Annotated in this window: 17 protein-coding genes; 7 read left to right on the top strand and 10 right to left on the bottom strand. The window is 60.3% G+C overall.

Going from position 1 to position 14,078, the window contains the following annotated elements; all coding sequences use genetic code 11:
• Positions 1-62 precede the first annotated feature (62 nt).
• Both ACF6ZU_RS01665 and ACF6ZU_RS01660 read left to right on the top strand, forming a co-directional pair.
• On the top strand, positions 63-1,739 hold the full coding sequence (locus ACF6ZU_RS01665) for an MFS transporter (RefSeq protein WP_392890193.1): 1,677 nt from the start codon (positions 63-65) through the stop codon (positions 1,737-1,739).
• A gap of 117 nt (positions 1,740-1,856) precedes the next feature.
• The gene (locus ACF6ZU_RS01660) at positions 1,857-2,699 is read left to right on the top strand and encodes an AraC family transcriptional regulator (RefSeq protein ID WP_392890192.1); all 843 of its coding nucleotides are present in this window, start codon (positions 1,857-1,859) and stop codon (positions 2,697-2,699) included.
• Positions 2,700-2,755: 56 nt separating this feature from the next.
• On the opposite strand, the gene ACF6ZU_RS01655 is transcribed toward ACF6ZU_RS01660, so the two are convergent.
• Complete coding sequence (locus ACF6ZU_RS01655) at positions 2,756-3,265, bottom strand: YkgB family protein (protein ID WP_392890191.1); 510 nt, start codon at positions 3,263-3,265, stop codon at positions 2,756-2,758.
• Between the two features lie 164 nt (positions 3,266-3,429).
• The gene (locus ACF6ZU_RS01650) at positions 3,430-3,966 is read right to left on the bottom strand and encodes a cupin (protein WP_392890190.1); all 537 of its coding nucleotides are present in this window, start codon (positions 3,964-3,966) and stop codon (positions 3,430-3,432) included.
• 216 nt (positions 3,967-4,182) lie between these two features.
• On the opposite strand from ACF6ZU_RS01650, the gene ACF6ZU_RS01645 reads away from it, so the two are divergent.
• Positions 4,183-4,635: a hypothetical protein gene (locus tag ACF6ZU_RS01645; RefSeq protein ID WP_392890189.1), complete on the top strand. Its 453-nt coding sequence runs from the start codon at positions 4,183-4,185 to the stop codon at positions 4,633-4,635.
• A 250-nt stretch (positions 4,636-4,885) separates the two neighbouring features.
• Here ACF6ZU_RS01645 and ACF6ZU_RS01640 read toward each other — a convergent pair whose 3' ends face one another.
• Positions 4,886-5,287, bottom strand: coding sequence for a hypothetical protein (locus ACF6ZU_RS01640; protein ID WP_392890188.1), 402 nt, complete (start codon positions 5,285-5,287; stop codon positions 4,886-4,888).
• Between the two features lie 218 nt (positions 5,288-5,505).
• Here ACF6ZU_RS01640 and ACF6ZU_RS01635 point away from each other — a divergent pair, with 218 nt between their 5' ends.
• Both ACF6ZU_RS01635 and ACF6ZU_RS01630 read left to right on the top strand, forming a co-directional pair.
• A complete protein-coding gene (locus ACF6ZU_RS01635) occupies positions 5,506-7,050 on the top strand; it encodes a DUF2235 domain-containing protein (RefSeq protein ID WP_392890187.1) in 1,545 nt (514 codons plus the stop codon).
• Positions 7,050-7,709 (top strand): DUF2931 family protein, encoded by a 660-nt coding sequence (locus ACF6ZU_RS01630; protein WP_392890186.1) that lies wholly within the window; start codon positions 7,050-7,052, stop codon positions 7,707-7,709. Before ACF6ZU_RS01635 ends, ACF6ZU_RS01630 begins: the two co-directional genes overlap by 1 nt.
• Before the next feature lie 67 nt (positions 7,710-7,776).
• On the opposite strand, the gene ACF6ZU_RS01625 is transcribed toward ACF6ZU_RS01630, so the two are convergent.
• Together ACF6ZU_RS01625 and ACF6ZU_RS01620 are read right to left on the bottom strand one after the other, a co-directional pair.
• The gene (locus ACF6ZU_RS01625) at positions 7,777-8,469 is read right to left on the bottom strand and encodes an RES family NAD+ phosphorylase (RefSeq protein ID WP_392890185.1); all 693 of its coding nucleotides are present in this window, start codon (positions 8,467-8,469) and stop codon (positions 7,777-7,779) included.
• A complete protein-coding gene (locus ACF6ZU_RS01620; protein ID WP_392890184.1) occupies positions 8,463-8,867 on the bottom strand; it encodes an antitoxin Xre-like helix-turn-helix domain-containing protein in 405 nt (134 codons plus the stop codon). Before ACF6ZU_RS01620 ends, ACF6ZU_RS01625 begins: the two co-directional genes overlap by 7 nt.
• A gap of 132 nt (positions 8,868-8,999) precedes the next feature.
• Between ACF6ZU_RS01620 and ACF6ZU_RS01615 the strand changes: the two genes are divergently transcribed.
• Together ACF6ZU_RS01615 and ACF6ZU_RS01610 are read left to right on the top strand one after the other, a co-directional pair.
• On the top strand, positions 9,000-9,392 hold the full coding sequence (locus tag ACF6ZU_RS01615; protein WP_392890183.1) for a GFA family protein: 393 nt from the start codon (positions 9,000-9,002) through the stop codon (positions 9,390-9,392).
• Between the two features lie 269 nt (positions 9,393-9,661).
• Positions 9,662-10,315 (top strand): peroxiredoxin, encoded by a 654-nt coding sequence (locus ACF6ZU_RS01610; RefSeq protein ID WP_392890182.1) that lies wholly within the window; start codon positions 9,662-9,664, stop codon positions 10,313-10,315.
• A gap of 3 nt (positions 10,316-10,318) precedes the next feature.
• Here ACF6ZU_RS01610 and ACF6ZU_RS01605 read toward each other — a convergent pair whose 3' ends face one another.
• The 5 genes from ACF6ZU_RS01605 to ACF6ZU_RS01585 all read right to left on the bottom strand — a co-directional run bounded on the left by ACF6ZU_RS01605 (position 10,319) and on the right by ACF6ZU_RS01585 (position 13,893).
• Positions 10,319-10,840, bottom strand: a complete 522-nt coding sequence (locus ACF6ZU_RS01605; RefSeq protein WP_392890181.1) for a cytochrome C — start codon at positions 10,838-10,840, stop codon at positions 10,319-10,321.
• Between the two features lie 186 nt (positions 10,841-11,026).
• Entirely contained in the window at positions 11,027-11,548 is a 522-nt protein-coding gene (locus ACF6ZU_RS01600) for a methylamine dehydrogenase light chain (protein WP_392890180.1), read from the bottom strand.
• A 19-nt stretch (positions 11,549-11,567) separates the two neighbouring features.
• Complete coding sequence (mauD, locus tag ACF6ZU_RS01595) at positions 11,568-12,188, bottom strand: methylamine dehydrogenase accessory protein MauD (protein WP_392890179.1); 621 nt, start codon at positions 12,186-12,188, stop codon at positions 11,568-11,570.
• Between the two features lie 3 nt (positions 12,189-12,191).
• Positions 12,192-12,731, bottom strand: coding sequence for a MauE/DoxX family redox-associated membrane protein (locus tag ACF6ZU_RS01590; protein ID WP_392890177.1), 540 nt, complete (start codon positions 12,729-12,731; stop codon positions 12,192-12,194).
• A gap of 13 nt (positions 12,732-12,744) precedes the next feature.
• Positions 12,745-13,893: an amine dehydrogenase large subunit gene (locus ACF6ZU_RS01585; RefSeq protein ID WP_392890176.1), complete on the bottom strand. Its 1,149-nt coding sequence runs from the start codon at positions 13,891-13,893 to the stop codon at positions 12,745-12,747.
• Between the last annotated feature and the right edge of the window lie 185 nt (positions 13,894-14,078).

The raw sequence follows: 14,078 nt of genomic DNA, 5'->3' as shown, positions 1-14,078 counted from the left end.
CTGGGTGCGACAGTGGTACAGAGGTGCTCCGGCCTACAACAAGAGCAAGACGGAGAAGACTCATGGCCGCAATCGACACCACCACCACGGGCAGCGCGCCCAACAACGGGATCACCAAGGAGGAGCGCAAGGTCATCTTCGCCTCGTCCCTGGGCACCGTGTTCGAATGGTACGACTTCTACCTGTACGGTTCCCTCGCCGCGATCATCGCCAAGCACTTCTTCGCCGGCGTCAACGAAACCACGGCCTTCATCTTCGCGCTGCTCGCATTCGCCGCGGGGTTTGCCGTACGGCCTTTCGGCGCGATCGTGTTCGGTCGCCTGGGCGACATGATCGGGCGCAAGCACACCTTTCTCATCACCATTGTCATTATGGGTATCTCCACCGCCATCGTCGGTTTTCTGCCCGGTTACGCGACCATCGGCGTAGCGGCACCGATCATCCTGATCACCCTGCGCCTGCTGCAAGGCCTGGCGCTGGGCGGGGAGTACGGTGGCGCGGCGACCTACGTGGCGGAGCATGCGCCGAAGGGCAAACGCGGCTATTTCACTTCGTGGATTCAAACCACCGCGACCCTCGGTCTTTTCCTCTCGCTGCTGGTGATCCTCGCCTGCCGGACGATCCTCGGCACTGAAGCGTTCGAGGCCTGGGGCTGGCGGATTCCTTTCCTGTTGTCGATCCTGCTGCTGATTATCTCGGTGTACATCCGCCTGCAACTCAGCGAGTCGCCGGTGTTCGTGAAAATGAAGGCCGAAGGCAAGGCGTCCAAGGCGCCGCTGACCGAATCCTTCGCCCGCTGGGACAACCTGAAAATCGTGATCATGGCGCTGCTCGGCGGCACCGCCGGCCAGGCCGTCGTCTGGTACACCGGGCAGTTCTACGCGCTGTTCTTCCTCTTGCAAATGCTCAAGATCGACCCGCAGACCGCCAACCTGCTGATCGCCGGTTCGTTGCTGATCGGCACGCCGTTCTTCGTGATCTTCGGCAGTTTGTCCGACCGCATCGGCCGCAAGGGCATCATCATGGCTGGCTGCATTCTTGCGGCCGTGACCTACTTTCCGATCTTCCACGCGTTGACCCAGTACGGTAACCCCGACGTGTTCGCGGCGCAGGCGAAGAACCCGGTCACGGTGGTGGCTGATCCGGACCAGTGCTCGTTCCAGTTCGACCCGGTGGGCAAGGCCAAATTCACCAGTTCCTGCGACCTCGCCAAGACGGTGCTGGCGAAGCGGGCCATTCCCTACGTCAACGAAAAAGCCGCGCCGGGCACGGTTGCGCAGGTTCGCATCGGCACCAAAGTGATCGAGAGTTTCGAAGGCACCGGCATGCCGGCCGCCGACTTCAAGACCCGCAACGACGCCTTCACCGCCACCCTCGGCACCGCGCTCAAGGAGGCCGGTTACCCCGAGAAGGCTGACCCGGCCAAGACCAATTACCCGATGGTGCTGTTGCTGCTGACCATCCTGGTGATCTACGTAACCATGGTTTACGGCCCGATCGCTGCGTGGCTGGTGGAACTGTTCCCGGCGCGCATCCGCTACACCTCGATGTCGCTGCCTTACCACATCGGCAACGGCTGGTTCGGCGGCTTCCTGCCGACCGTGGCGTTTGCCATGGTCGCGGCCACCGGGGATATCTACTACGGGCTGTGGTACCCGATCGTCATCGCGGTGATGACGGCCATTCTCGGTACATTCTTCATGCCGGAAACCAAGGATCGGGAAATCCATCACACCTAGGGTTGCGCACGAAAAAGCCCGGCGATAAAGCCGGGCTTTTTCATTAAAACGTGCTCAGTCGGGCCGCCAGTCGCCGGTGCTATGATCGAGCGTCTGTCGCTCTTCAAGAGATCGCCCATGGATCGCCTCTCTACCTTGTTGTCGCAGTTCGGCGTGCGCGCGCACCTGTTTTACAACGGCAGGCTTTGCGGCATGGCGTCGTACGATGGCGCCGACCAGCGCGGTCATATTCACTTGTTGCAGGCGGGCACCGTCACGTTGCGCGGGGGCGACCGCAAGGACTCGCTGCTGATCCGCCCCAGCCTGATTTTCCTGCCTCGTCCAAGCCGGTATCAACTGCTCGCCAGCGAGCCCGAGGGGGCTCAGCTCTTATGCGCGTCAATGGTGTTCGAGGGCGGGGTCGATAACCCGTTGTCTGCTTCGCTCCCCGATTGTTTGGTGCTGTCGCTGGACGAGTTGCCGCAGCTGGCCGATACCCTGCGGTGGATGTTCGCTGAAGCGGCTGGCGGACATTGCGGCAGGGAAGCGGCGCTGAATCGCTTGTTCGAATTGCTGATCATCCTGTTGTTTCGGCACCTGCTCGATCATCAGCAACTGCGCACCGGGATGATGGCCGGGCTGGCCGATACGCGACTGGCGCGCTCGCTGGTGCAACTGCATAACGCCCCTCAGCGTGCCTGGTCGGTGGCGGAGTTGGCGAGCGAGTCGAACATGTCACGGGCGGCCTATGCCGTGCATTTCCGGGCTGTCATCGGGCAGACGCCAGCAGACTATCTGTTGAGCTGGCGTATCAGCCTGGCGCAGAAACGTTTGCGAGAAGGGCGGCCGATTACGCTCATCGCCGCCGAAGTCGGTTACGAAAGCCCCTCGGCGCTGGCCCGCGCATTTCGGCGCAAAACGGGCGTTAGCCCTCGGGACTGGATGAAAGAGTTGGCAGCAGAAGGGGAAGCGCTTTCTTGAGGGGAAATGGCCTGAATCATTGAGTTGTTTCAGGCCATCGCCGGGAGAATCATCGTTCAGCGGGTTTCCAGCGCGGTCAACGAATGGCCGGCGACGAAAATGGAGGCCGCCAGCAACCCGATGTCTTTCAGGAGAAACTGGCCCGGTGCAACCGAAATGGCCGGGAAGCCGAGGCCGGGTTCGATCACGCCGGGTGTCGACAGCATGAAACTCAGCGTGGTGAAAAACAGGCCGGCTGACAACGCGCCACCGATCAATGACAGTTTGGGTGACAGCAGTCGCCCGGCAATCAGAACGCCAATCGAGACTTCCAGGACGCCGAGCAGACTGGAGAAGGTGTCGACGCTGAAAAGGTTGTAGACCCACCCCAGGAAAGGGCTGTTGCTCACCAGCGGAACCAGGCCTTGCGCTTCATAGTGCGTGAACTTCATGCCGCCGAACCAGAAGTAGATCACGGCGAGGGCTACGTACGCTCCGTAGGTTCCGATCGCGGTGGTTTTGATCCCGAGCGATGAGTGGCCGGAGGCGGTGTTGGTTTTGTTGTTCTCGATGCTTAAGGTTTTCATGAGTCAGGCTTCCAATAGTGGGGGTGGCGATACCGTTCACACGCCAACGCGGTGTGCGTTGGGAGTGGAGACAGTGTTGCCTTTGGGCCCGCGCTATTGGGTTCTGAACGTATTGAGTCCGGTGCAGATCGTCTTGATTCAAACCATTGGAGAGCACTGCGTGTTCATGGCTGAGGCGGGTTGCCCCAGTGTCGGCCTACCGCACCGTCCTTGCCCTGAACCGGATCGCGCTCGGGAAACGGCAGCGTGTCGATGCTCGCCCGTTGCTCAGCGCTTGGCGCCTCGCGGCAGATATCGGCGTGCTGCCCCGGTGGGTAGGCGCCGACCACCAGGAAATCATCGCTGGCGCCGAGGTTGCAGTGACCGATGCCCGCCGGCAGCAACACCACATCACCGGCACTGACTTCCAGTACATGACCTTGCGGGCCGCCCAGCATCAGGCGGGCGTGACCGCTGGCAACGCCAAGCACTTCATGGCCTTCGGTGTGGTAGTGGTGGAAGTCGTACACCCCGTAACGCCATTGCGGTGGCCAGCCGTTGGCCTTGAAGGTTTTCTCGAACAGTGAGGCCGGGTCGCTGCCCTTGATGGCAATGGCCTTGGGGTAAATGAGCACGGGCAGGCGCGGGTTATTGGGCACCCAGGCGTTGGGTTCAAGCAAAAGGGTTTGCGCGGTGGCGGTTTCGGATCGCGTGCTGGTCATGGGCAGATCTCCGGAGCGGTTGGGCGCTGATTCCGCTGTGACCTTCGCTTCGGGCACGAATTCGTCCGGGCTGACGAAGCGTATTCAGGGATAGGTGGAGGCTATCTGCCATTATTCTGCTCGCGAGGGGGGCGGGGCTTGCTTTACCATTCGCGTCCTCAATCGGCTCGCACCCCGTGGTGCACGCTGCCATCAAAATGGAAGGATCCCCGCGTCATGTCTCGTTCGTTTGTCCGCAAGCTCGCTGTTTCCAGCCTTCTCGTACTCGCCGGTTGTGCCGCGACAACCCCGAATGCACCGATTCCCGTTACGTCCAAGGCGATTGAAGCGTTCACCGACATCTGCCTCAAGACCGCGCCATCGTTCGCCGGCTCGGCCGATGCGGCGAAGCGTTATGGCATCGATGATTTGCAGGACATGGGTTTTACGCGCATCGGCTTTACAGCTGACAAGAACCTTGCGGTGCAGTTGTCGGCGAAAGAGTGTGTGGTCACGACGCCGAGTCAGCCTGAGACTACTTTGACCCGGCAACTGCTGAGCGCGGTGCAGCCTTATTCGCAGTCGGCGGTAGCGGATCGGGTGCCGTCGAAGGTGAGTGTCCAGGGTACGAACTTCATTCTTCAGCATGATCGTCAGGGGGGAGAGGCGTACGTGCTGCTGCGTAACTAACTTTCAGCCCGCGCACGAAACCCCTGTAGGAGCGAGCCTGCTCGCGAAAGTCGCCCGGACACCGCGTTGATTCAGACAGCATGCGTCATCGTTGACGTCCATCGCTGGCAAGCCAGCTCCTACAGGGGGCGGTGTACGTTTCCGGCGCCAAGTGACCGCAGCAATGAAGGACACGCATTTGTATGGCGCAAGAAAAAGCCCGGCGGGTGAGGCCGGGCTTTTTGTCGAGTACTGCGGTAGGTCTACGCATTCATGCAGCGCGGCTTTCGATCAGACGGTCGGAACCACCTTCGGCAACGCGGCGGTCAATCAGACGGTCGGAACCACCTTCGGCAACGCGGCGGTCAATCAGACGGTCGGAACCACCTTCGGCAACGCGGCGGTCGATCAGGCGATCAGAACCACCTTCGGCGACGCGGCGATCGATCAGACGGTCGGAACCACCTTCGGCAACGCGGCGGTCGATCAGGCGATCCGAACCACCTTCAGCCACACGATTCTCGATCAAACGATCCGAACCACCCTCGGCCACACGGCTTTCAATCAACCGATCCGAGCCGCCTTCAGCGATCATGGTACGGGCATGAGGCGCGGCAAAAGCGTTAACTGCAAAAACCGAGAAAGCGATGCTGAGAAGGATTTGGCGTTTCATGGTGGTGTGCTCCGGGGTGTAGTTGTTTGGTATGGAGGCGATGTTACGCCCCGGAGTTTTTAAGAGAACTTCATTGAGTTAATGGTGACTATTGACGCAAGCAATGGATGGATGAATGTCCCTGTTGCCTGGGTGATGGCATCTGGCTAGGCGTTGCTTGATTGGATCCGCAATGGCACCCTCAGCGCCCGTTGCACCAAGGAGCAGGTGATCAAGGAATGAGTGGATACGTCCCCAACCCCCCGAAAAATTTCCGCTACGACGAGGCCAAGCCCGTCGATATCCATGCCAGGCGCTGGGCCGAGTACGAGAAATACGGCAAGGCGCCGGCGGCCGCGAAAGAGAAAACCAGCGTCGCGTTGCGCATTGGCGTGTTCTTCGACGGCACGTTGAACAATGCCGGCAACGCTGCGTCAGGATTGCTGTGCGGCGCCCATCACCCAATCCGCCCGGAGGACGTCGATGCGAGCTGCAAGCCGTATATGGCTGATCCGGAGGGGAGTTACGGGAATGATGTGAGTAATGTTTTCAGGCTGTATGAGTTGTATCCAGCCAACAAAGACGTGAAGGAAGAAGGTTCGCCGACTTTGGCGGTACGAAGCCTGTACGTCGACGGAATCGGTACGCAGAGCGGCAGCCAGGACAGCTTCGGGAATGCCGCAACCGGACGTGGCGAAACGGGCGTCGCGGGGAAGGTGCAGAACGCTTTTTCTCGCCTCAAAGTCCTGATCAAACAGGTTGCCGATCAAAACCCCGGCAGCGAGATAACTTCGCTGACCTTCGATACGTTCGGTTTCAGTCGAGGCGCCGCCGCAGCCAGGCACTTCGCAAATGAAGTCGTGCGCTGTAAGCAGGGGCCTTTGGGGGACGTGTTGCGCAGCAATCCCGATGGCTTTAGTGGCCGTTTCACGGGGCAATACAACAGTGAAATCCTGATGGGCTTCATTGGGCTGTTCGATACCGTTCCTTCTGTGGCGGGATTCACCAACCTGGGAAATATCCAAAGCCCGGTTGCACCCGGAATCAAGCTGTATCTGGACCGCAAGTATTTTACCGATGTGGTTCAAATCACCGCCCGTGATGAGCGCCGCGCCAACTTTGCGTTGAGTACGGTTATTCCTGCGCACCCTGAAATCCCTGTGCCTGGGGTGCACTCCGACATTGGCGGTGGCTACCGTGACGAAGTGGAGGAGTGTGTGCTGGTCAGTCCCATGCAGGCACTCACGGTACAAAAAGGCACCGATGTTAGAACCACATCCATCTATCGGGATGCGCTGCAGCATAAGGCGAAGATGGTGGCGGAGGGTTGGCCTGAGACGATGTTGGAGGTGGTTACTCCGGATCCGATATTGATGCCTGATCAAGTGCAGATTTCAGGCCCCAAAACACTTCGGGTCTATGCAGGCCTGCAACTCAAGCGAACGGTCAATGGCAAGCTTTCATTGGTGTATCTGCGGTTGATGCACAAGTTGGCGAAGGAGAAAGGCGTGCAGTTCAAAGATGTTCCGGACGTGCCGGAGTACGCTGTGCCTTCAGAGCTACAGCCATTTTGTGACAGAGTCTTGGCGGGAAACTACGAACCTGAGCCCACCGAAGAGAGCCTTTTGAAGCTGAAGTACATTCACATGTCTGCCAACTGGAGTAACCCGATTGGCGCAAGCCGCGAGCGAGGCATGACCCTGCGTTATACAAACGCGCCGACCGAGGACGGTGTACGAGTACGACATCCTCATGTACCTGACTCTGGCTGGAGAACGTTCTGATGCGCTCGATTCTCATTTTAATGGGCGCTTTTTTCATCGCGGGATGTCAGGCCGCCGACCCGCTTTCCGGCAAAAACGACCCGAAAGATCCATGGTGGAGTCTCAGCTTTTTCGAGCCGGCCTACATGAAGGTATGGGTAGAGGACTCTGCGGTAGAAGACATCAACGGCAAACTGTTTCGTCGTACCGGTGGCGGCACGGCAGGCAGCCATGATTCGGAGGATGCTACCGAAGCGGCTCGAGGCTGGACTAAAAACGTCAGCAGCGGCATTCGGGGCGTAGTGGGGGCAGACCTGCCGAAGCGTATCTATGTTCGTTGGCAGTCCATCGTTGAGTCCAAGACCTACCGCGCATGGGTCGATATCCCGGAGGAAGCACGGCAGCTCATGCACTCCTCGGTGAATGAACGTTGCCTCGCAACACCTGAGGAGCCCGCCAATTACATAACGATGGTTTACCTCGGACTTGCCCCCGGTGGAATCGTGCAAGTGTGGGTGACCGACAAATGCTTGAAGTCGGTCAAGGTGGCACGCGCTCAGGCTGAAATTGAGCCACTGGGACCCAGCCAGGGTAAAAGTGAAGGGCGTTATGCTTATCCGGTCAGTCCTGAGTCGAAGTACTACATCCAGAAGTACGGCATCCCCTACGGCAGCTGGTAACCACCCCCACACAAACTAAAAACGGGCGCCCACGTGGCGCCCGTTTTCATTGCCTGACCAAACCCGCTCAAGCCTCACTGATCTGACTGACACTCGTCACCTGCCCATTCCAGACCATCTCGTAATGCGCCGCCTGGATCACCGATAAAACCGGCCTCGGTGTCATCAACGCCCAACAATGACTGCCGAGCATTCGCACCGAGTTGTAGCGGAGCCCCGGGCAACCCGCGTCTTTGACCAGTTTCCCCAGACGTCGGGCGTCGGTGTAATCGTCGGGATCGTAAACAGGATCGGTCATGGGCAGGACCGTCGCATCTTTCATCCCGACTTCGACAAACGAGCAGGACAAACCGCGGAAGACAAACCGCTCATAGTTGAGGCTGGGCACGTTCGACCAGTACAGGCTTTGATGATGTTTCACTTCGGCCAGTGCCGTTTCCAGGGTGTCGGCCAGGTACAACACCCCGAAACGGCCATCGCTGAACCGCGAGCCCGCCGGGTTGACGTGGGTAAACGGGGCGGTGGCGTAGGAACAGCCGGGAATGCCGAAGGGGATTTCGCTGCGGCGAATCAGTTCGAGGTGACCGACCTCATTTTTCAGCCGGGGGTTGGTGAGTTCCTGGATCTGATACAGCACCTCGAATTCGTCTGCATCGGCGACGTCATCGAACAACGCCACCGGCGGAAACTTCGAGTTGACCAGGCGGTACGCCTGCAATCGCTCACCGGCCAGTTCCGCCAGTTCGCCCAGCCTCACCATTGGGCGCCCCGCAGCACGTCGATGCGGCGGAAGGTTTCATACAGGGAAATCATGTCGCCCTGCGCCATGATCTCGAGCGGGGAGCGGCCGTTGAAGAATTCGTTGTGGTTGGCCATCGACGGGAAGCCGTAGACGTTTTCCGGGTTATCGAACACCAGGCGCAACGCGGCATGGATGTTGAGGACGAAACTGATGCGCTGCATCTGGTCGGCGTCCAGCGCCACGGCCCAGCCGGGATCATGCTGGCGCGCGCGGGTGTAGGTGCTGCGGGAGATGCGCAGGATCCGGCAGGCCTGATCGCTGGAAGCCCGCCATTTTTCGAGAATGCCCACGGCGGCGCGCAGGCCGGTTACGCACTGGCTTTTGGTGAAGGCTTGTTGCTGGAGGGCAACGGCCATGATCGGTTCCTTATCGTGAATCCATAGACCCAAAACTAGACAAGAAGCGTCTCTAGAGCAAGTTCGTAACGACCAGTGGTGACTGCTATCGTAATAAGCCTTCCTGTCGCACGAATTCAGAGGAGGCGCACCATGGACGTTTTCACCGGCGGTTGCCTGTGTGGCGACGTGCGAATCGAGGCAACAGGGCGGCCATACCGGGTCGGCCTCTGCCACTGTCTTGACTGCCGCAAGCATCATGGCGCGCTGTTTCACGCCTCTGCGATATTCCCCGAGCAAGCGGTGACGATCACCGGCGAAACTCGCGACTACGCCGGGCGGTTTTTCTGTCCGCGCTGTGGCTCGTCGGTATTCGCCCGGACCGATGATGAAATCGAAGTGAACCTGGGATCACTGGATGCCCCGGACCAACTGACACCCACTTACGAAAGCTGGATCATTCGCCGCGAACAGTGGTTGCCGCCGTTTCCGCTGGCCCGACGATACGAGCGCGACCGCGAAGGTACGGGACGTTTTGAAGGGTAGCCCCAAACCTGTAGGAGCCAGCTTGCTGGCGATAGCGGTGTGTCATCCAGCCTATTTGTTGACTGGACGGACGCTATCGCCAGCAAGCCCTGCTCGCGAAAGACGTCCAGACACCGCGTTGATTCAGCAGCCCGCGTTATCGTTGACGTCCATCGCGAGCAGGGCTCGCTCCTACAGTGGATATCGGGAGCTTCAGGCGAAGTGTTTAACCTCTCCTATACTTGTGCGCTCTGAAAGTTTCCCGACCCTTCACAGCGAGGAGAACCACCATGACCATTCGTATTGGCGACGAAGCACCGGATTTCACCGTCGAGAGCACCGAAGGCACGCTGCATTTCCATGAGTGGATTGGCGACAAATGGGCCATCCTGTTTTCGCACCCCAAAGACTTCACCCCGGTGTGCACCACTGAACTCGGTTACATGGCGGGCCTCAAGCCGGAATTCGACAAGCGCAACACCAAGATCGTCGGGCTTAGCGTCGACCCTGTCGACAACCACAAAACCTGGGCGAAAGATATCGAAGAGACCCAAGGCCATGCGGTCAACTACCCGATGATTGGTGACGAAAACCTGGTGGTGGCGAAGCTCTACGACATGATTCACCCCAACGCCAGTGGCGGCGCGCGCACCGCCGTCGATAACGCCACGGTGCGTTCGGTGTTCATCATCGGCCCGGACAAGAAGATCAAGGCCATGCTCATCTACCCGATGAGTGCCGGGCGCAACTTCGATGAAGTGTTGCGCCTGCTCGATGCGATTCAACTGAACGCCAAGCACACCGTGGCCACCCCGGTGAACTGGCGTCCGGGGCAGGACGTGATCATTCCGACGTCGGTTTCCGACGAAGACGCGAAGAAGAAATACCCGGACGGTTACAAGACGCTGAAACCTTACCTGCGCACCGTGGCGCAGCCCAAGTAAGGGTCAGTTGTTCATCCCGTCTTCAATGGCGATGCCCTGGGCGCGCATCGCCTTGATCAGCTCGGCGCGGGTGCCGGGAAGGTTGAGCATGGTTTTGGCGCGCAGCTCCGTGACTTCTTCGGCGGTGTACGGCCGGTAATCCTCGGGCGTGCTTTTGCCGGCCATGCCGTCCTTGCGTATCAGCCAGTTCAACAGGTCGGCGAGTTGCGCATTGTTCAGCGCCGATTGCGACATGCCGGGCACCCGCACGAGAAACTCGCGGCCGCCCGGCACTTTCAGAAAATTGCCGACAAATCCCGCCATTCGCGGCGTGTCATTGGCGGGGGAGCCCATGCCGTTGCCGAGATGGCAGCCGGCGCATTGCAACTGGTAATTCACGCCCACGCCGTAGCCGGCCTGGGCAATCGGCGTCTGCAACGCTTCGTTGCCCGGCGCATGGCGTTGCGCCGGATCGGGAATGGCCCGCGCGTATACGAGCGGGGAGGCCATGACGCAGACAAGACCGAGAATGAGCAACCTTCTCATGTCGAACACCTCTGATATAGCCGACCCTGTGGGAGCGAGACCGGCTTGCCGGCGATGGACTCGAGCGCAACGCGTTTTTCCAGACAATGCGCGTGTTCGTTCACGTTCATCGCGAGCAGGCTCGCTCCCACAGGTGAGGCGAAAAAAAAACCGCCGATTGCGCGAACAATCGACGGCAAATGCGCGTTAAACCGCCACGCCACGGATGATCGATACGGTGCAGTGATAGATGTGCGATTTGGCGGCCAGGCACCAGTTCACATCGTTATTGTTGAACGGGCGATAGGCCGGTTCTTCACTGTCGTTACGGGTGCAGGCGCACTGGGCGCAGCTCTGCTTACCGCAGCAGTCGTTATAGGAAATGATGTAGTCCTTGCCGTCGGCCGGGTTGCGGCAGGTGCCGATCCAGGTCACTTGCGACGCTTCGGTGCCAGGCGGGCAGGACGTTACCGAACCCCCGCAGCAGCTGCACAGGAAGCCGTCGATCGAACAGTAGCGCCAGTAGTCGCAGGTGTTCGGATCGCCCGGATCACCGGCCTTCGGGTTGTCGGCGGCGAGGGCCTTGCTGGTGCGATCCAGCGGCAGCAGCAACGGCAGCGCAGCGCCCGCGACCATCAGGGAACCCATGCGCGACAGCAGTTTGCGCCGCGACGTCGTGTCGGCAACGCGGCGAGTCGAGCGCTCGAACAGCAGATCCAGCAGTTTCATAAAAGTCTCCCTGCCTTAATCAGTGGCTATGGCCGTGGCTGTGGTCGTGTGCGTGCGGCTGGCTGTTCAGGTAGTCCTGCAGCGTCGCGCTTTTCAGGTGCTCGACTTCGAACAGGCTGTCCAGGTGCTCACGGGAATTGACCAGGCCTTTGGCGCGCAAGGTGCCGGTCTTGTCGATCAGCGCGGCGTACGGCAGCTTGCCGATCTGATAGGTCATGCCGACTTCCGGGCCGACCACGTAAGTGGCGTCGTCCAGTTTGTGTTCGGTGATCAGCTTCTGCTGGGCGTCCATGTCGCCATCGCTGATGAACACCACGTCGAGGCGATCGGCCTGTTCCTTGGCGATGGATTTGATCGCCGGCAGCAGCGACTTGCAGATCGGGCAGGTCGGCGAGAGGAAGAACAGCAGTTGCGATTTCTCGCCGGCATAGCCGAAGTTCACCGGACGACCGTGACGGTCGGAGGCAGTGACTTGCGGCGCGGCTTCATTGACCGCCACGCCCTTGTCCATCATCAACGCACCGGCCGGCGCCAGGCGACCGTGCAACACACCAATCTGCCGAACCAGGCCCATGACGGCGAACGCCACGGCCACCAGCAGTACCCAGAGCAGAACGTTGGAAACGATTAAGCCTTCCATTGATCACCTACCAATCAGTTTGAGCAGAAGAGGGGAGTTCGCCAGCAAGCCATCGGCTGCGGCGTAAATCAGCAGCGCGACGGCGCTGGCGGCGACAGTGACGAAGCCGTCGAAAAAACCCAGGTCGCGCGCCATCGGCGAGACGCTGGCCAGCAACGCCAGTGCCACCAGCACGCTGTTGCGCAACAGCAGCACCGGACGCAGCGGTTGTGCCTGGTCGGGACCGGCACAGCCGCAGTCGATGTCGCGACGACCGCGCCACAGATTGATGCCAATGGCCGCGGCGTACAGCGCGATCAGGCCGGCCGCACTCAGCGCCGCCCATGAACGCCAGGCTGGTACCAGCAGCGCAAACGCGACGGCCAGTTCAACCAGCGGAATCACCCGGGCGACGGGGCGTACGGCCACGTCGGGCAGCAATTGGTAGTCCGCCAGTTGCCGGGCAAAACGTCCCGGTGCGCGCAGCTTGTGAGTCGCGGCACTGGCCAGCAGCACCGCAATGGCGAGGGCGCTGGCAATGATGAAGATCGGATCGAAGTGCATGGCCGAACCTCGTTTAGTAGCTCATGACCTGAGTCGCGGTTTTCGCGACTTTCGGCATGCTGCCGGTGAGCGTGTTGGTCTTGAGGTCGAAGATCTGCAAACCACCTTCAACGTCCGCGCCGAGCAGCAGCGGCTTGTCGTCGCCAGTGGCCTGCATACTCCACACCGGTACCGGTGCTTCCAGCGTCGCGATCTTCTTGTGGGTTTTCAGATCAAACGCCCAGATCAGCGGGCTCGGGTCTTCCCACTTCATCGGTTCGTGTGCGTCGTGCATCAGCACGTACAAGCGGTTCAGCTTCGGCGCGACGGCCATCAGCTGCCAGCCGCCCGGAGCCCAGCCGGCTTTCTTTTCCTCGTCGCTGGTCAGCGACCAGGACGGCAGGATTTTCGGCGCGTCGGCGGAGAAATCCACCGGGCGTACGGTGCCGGTGGTCGTGGTGAAGTAGTAGGTGTCGCCGACGTTCACCGCGCGCTCGTTGAGCTTCTCGGCATTCGGGTCGAAGAACGGCGTGCGGCTGCGCGCGGTTTCCTGGCCCTGATCGTTCAGCGTGATGACCTGCAGGCTGCCGTCGCCGCACAGCGAGGCGAAGCGGCGGTTGCCGACCGGATAGTTGAGCACGCAACCCGGGATCGACAGCTCGGCGGCGACTGCCTTGGACTGGGTGTCGACGACCGTCACCGAGGTCGACGGCGTGAAGTTGTAGACGTAGACGAAGCGGTCATCACCGCTGGTCTTCAAGCCGTAGCGCTGGGTCAGCGACTCGGCGCGCTTGTTCGGGATCAGCACTTCCCAGGCCGGCGACAGGGTCGAGCTGTCCCAGGCGGTCAGCACGTCGGTGCGCGTGCCACGGGTGCCACGGGAGTACCAGATGTCGGCACTGTAGAGGGTTTTCTGGTCGTGACTGAGAGTCGACGGGGCCGCGAAACCGGTCGGCACCATGCCGAGCACGCGTTTTTTGTCGGGGTCGACCACGGTCACACGGCCGGCCACGAAGCTTTCGAATTCGACGTCGACGATGAAGGCCCGGTGGGCTTCCGGCGGGAATGCCAAAACGGTCTGGCCGATCGTGTCAGCGGGCAGGTCCGCGCTGGCATTGTTCAAACCCAGTACCAGCAGGCTGAGACTCAGCGCTGACTGTACGGTGATCCTGGTGGCTCGCATTAGGGGGAACTCCCTGAATTATTGTTCACGCAAATCGCGGATGCATTGGCAGATTTTTGCAGTTCGATTCTGCCTCGGCGGGCAAGGGGGGGAATTGCTGTGGCTGCCAAGCGTTTGTGTGTCTGTGCCAGTCTCGAAAAATCGGCCAAACACACTGCAATTGCAGGCGAAAACCCGACCTTGTA

This window comes from Pseudomonas migulae (genome assembly GCF_043225285.1).
Taxonomy (GTDB): domain Bacteria; phylum Pseudomonadota; class Gammaproteobacteria; order Pseudomonadales; family Pseudomonadaceae; genus Aquipseudomonas; species Aquipseudomonas migulae_C.
The sequence above is the reverse complement of the archived record's forward strand: the minus strand, read 5'-3'. Positions and strand labels throughout refer to the sequence as shown.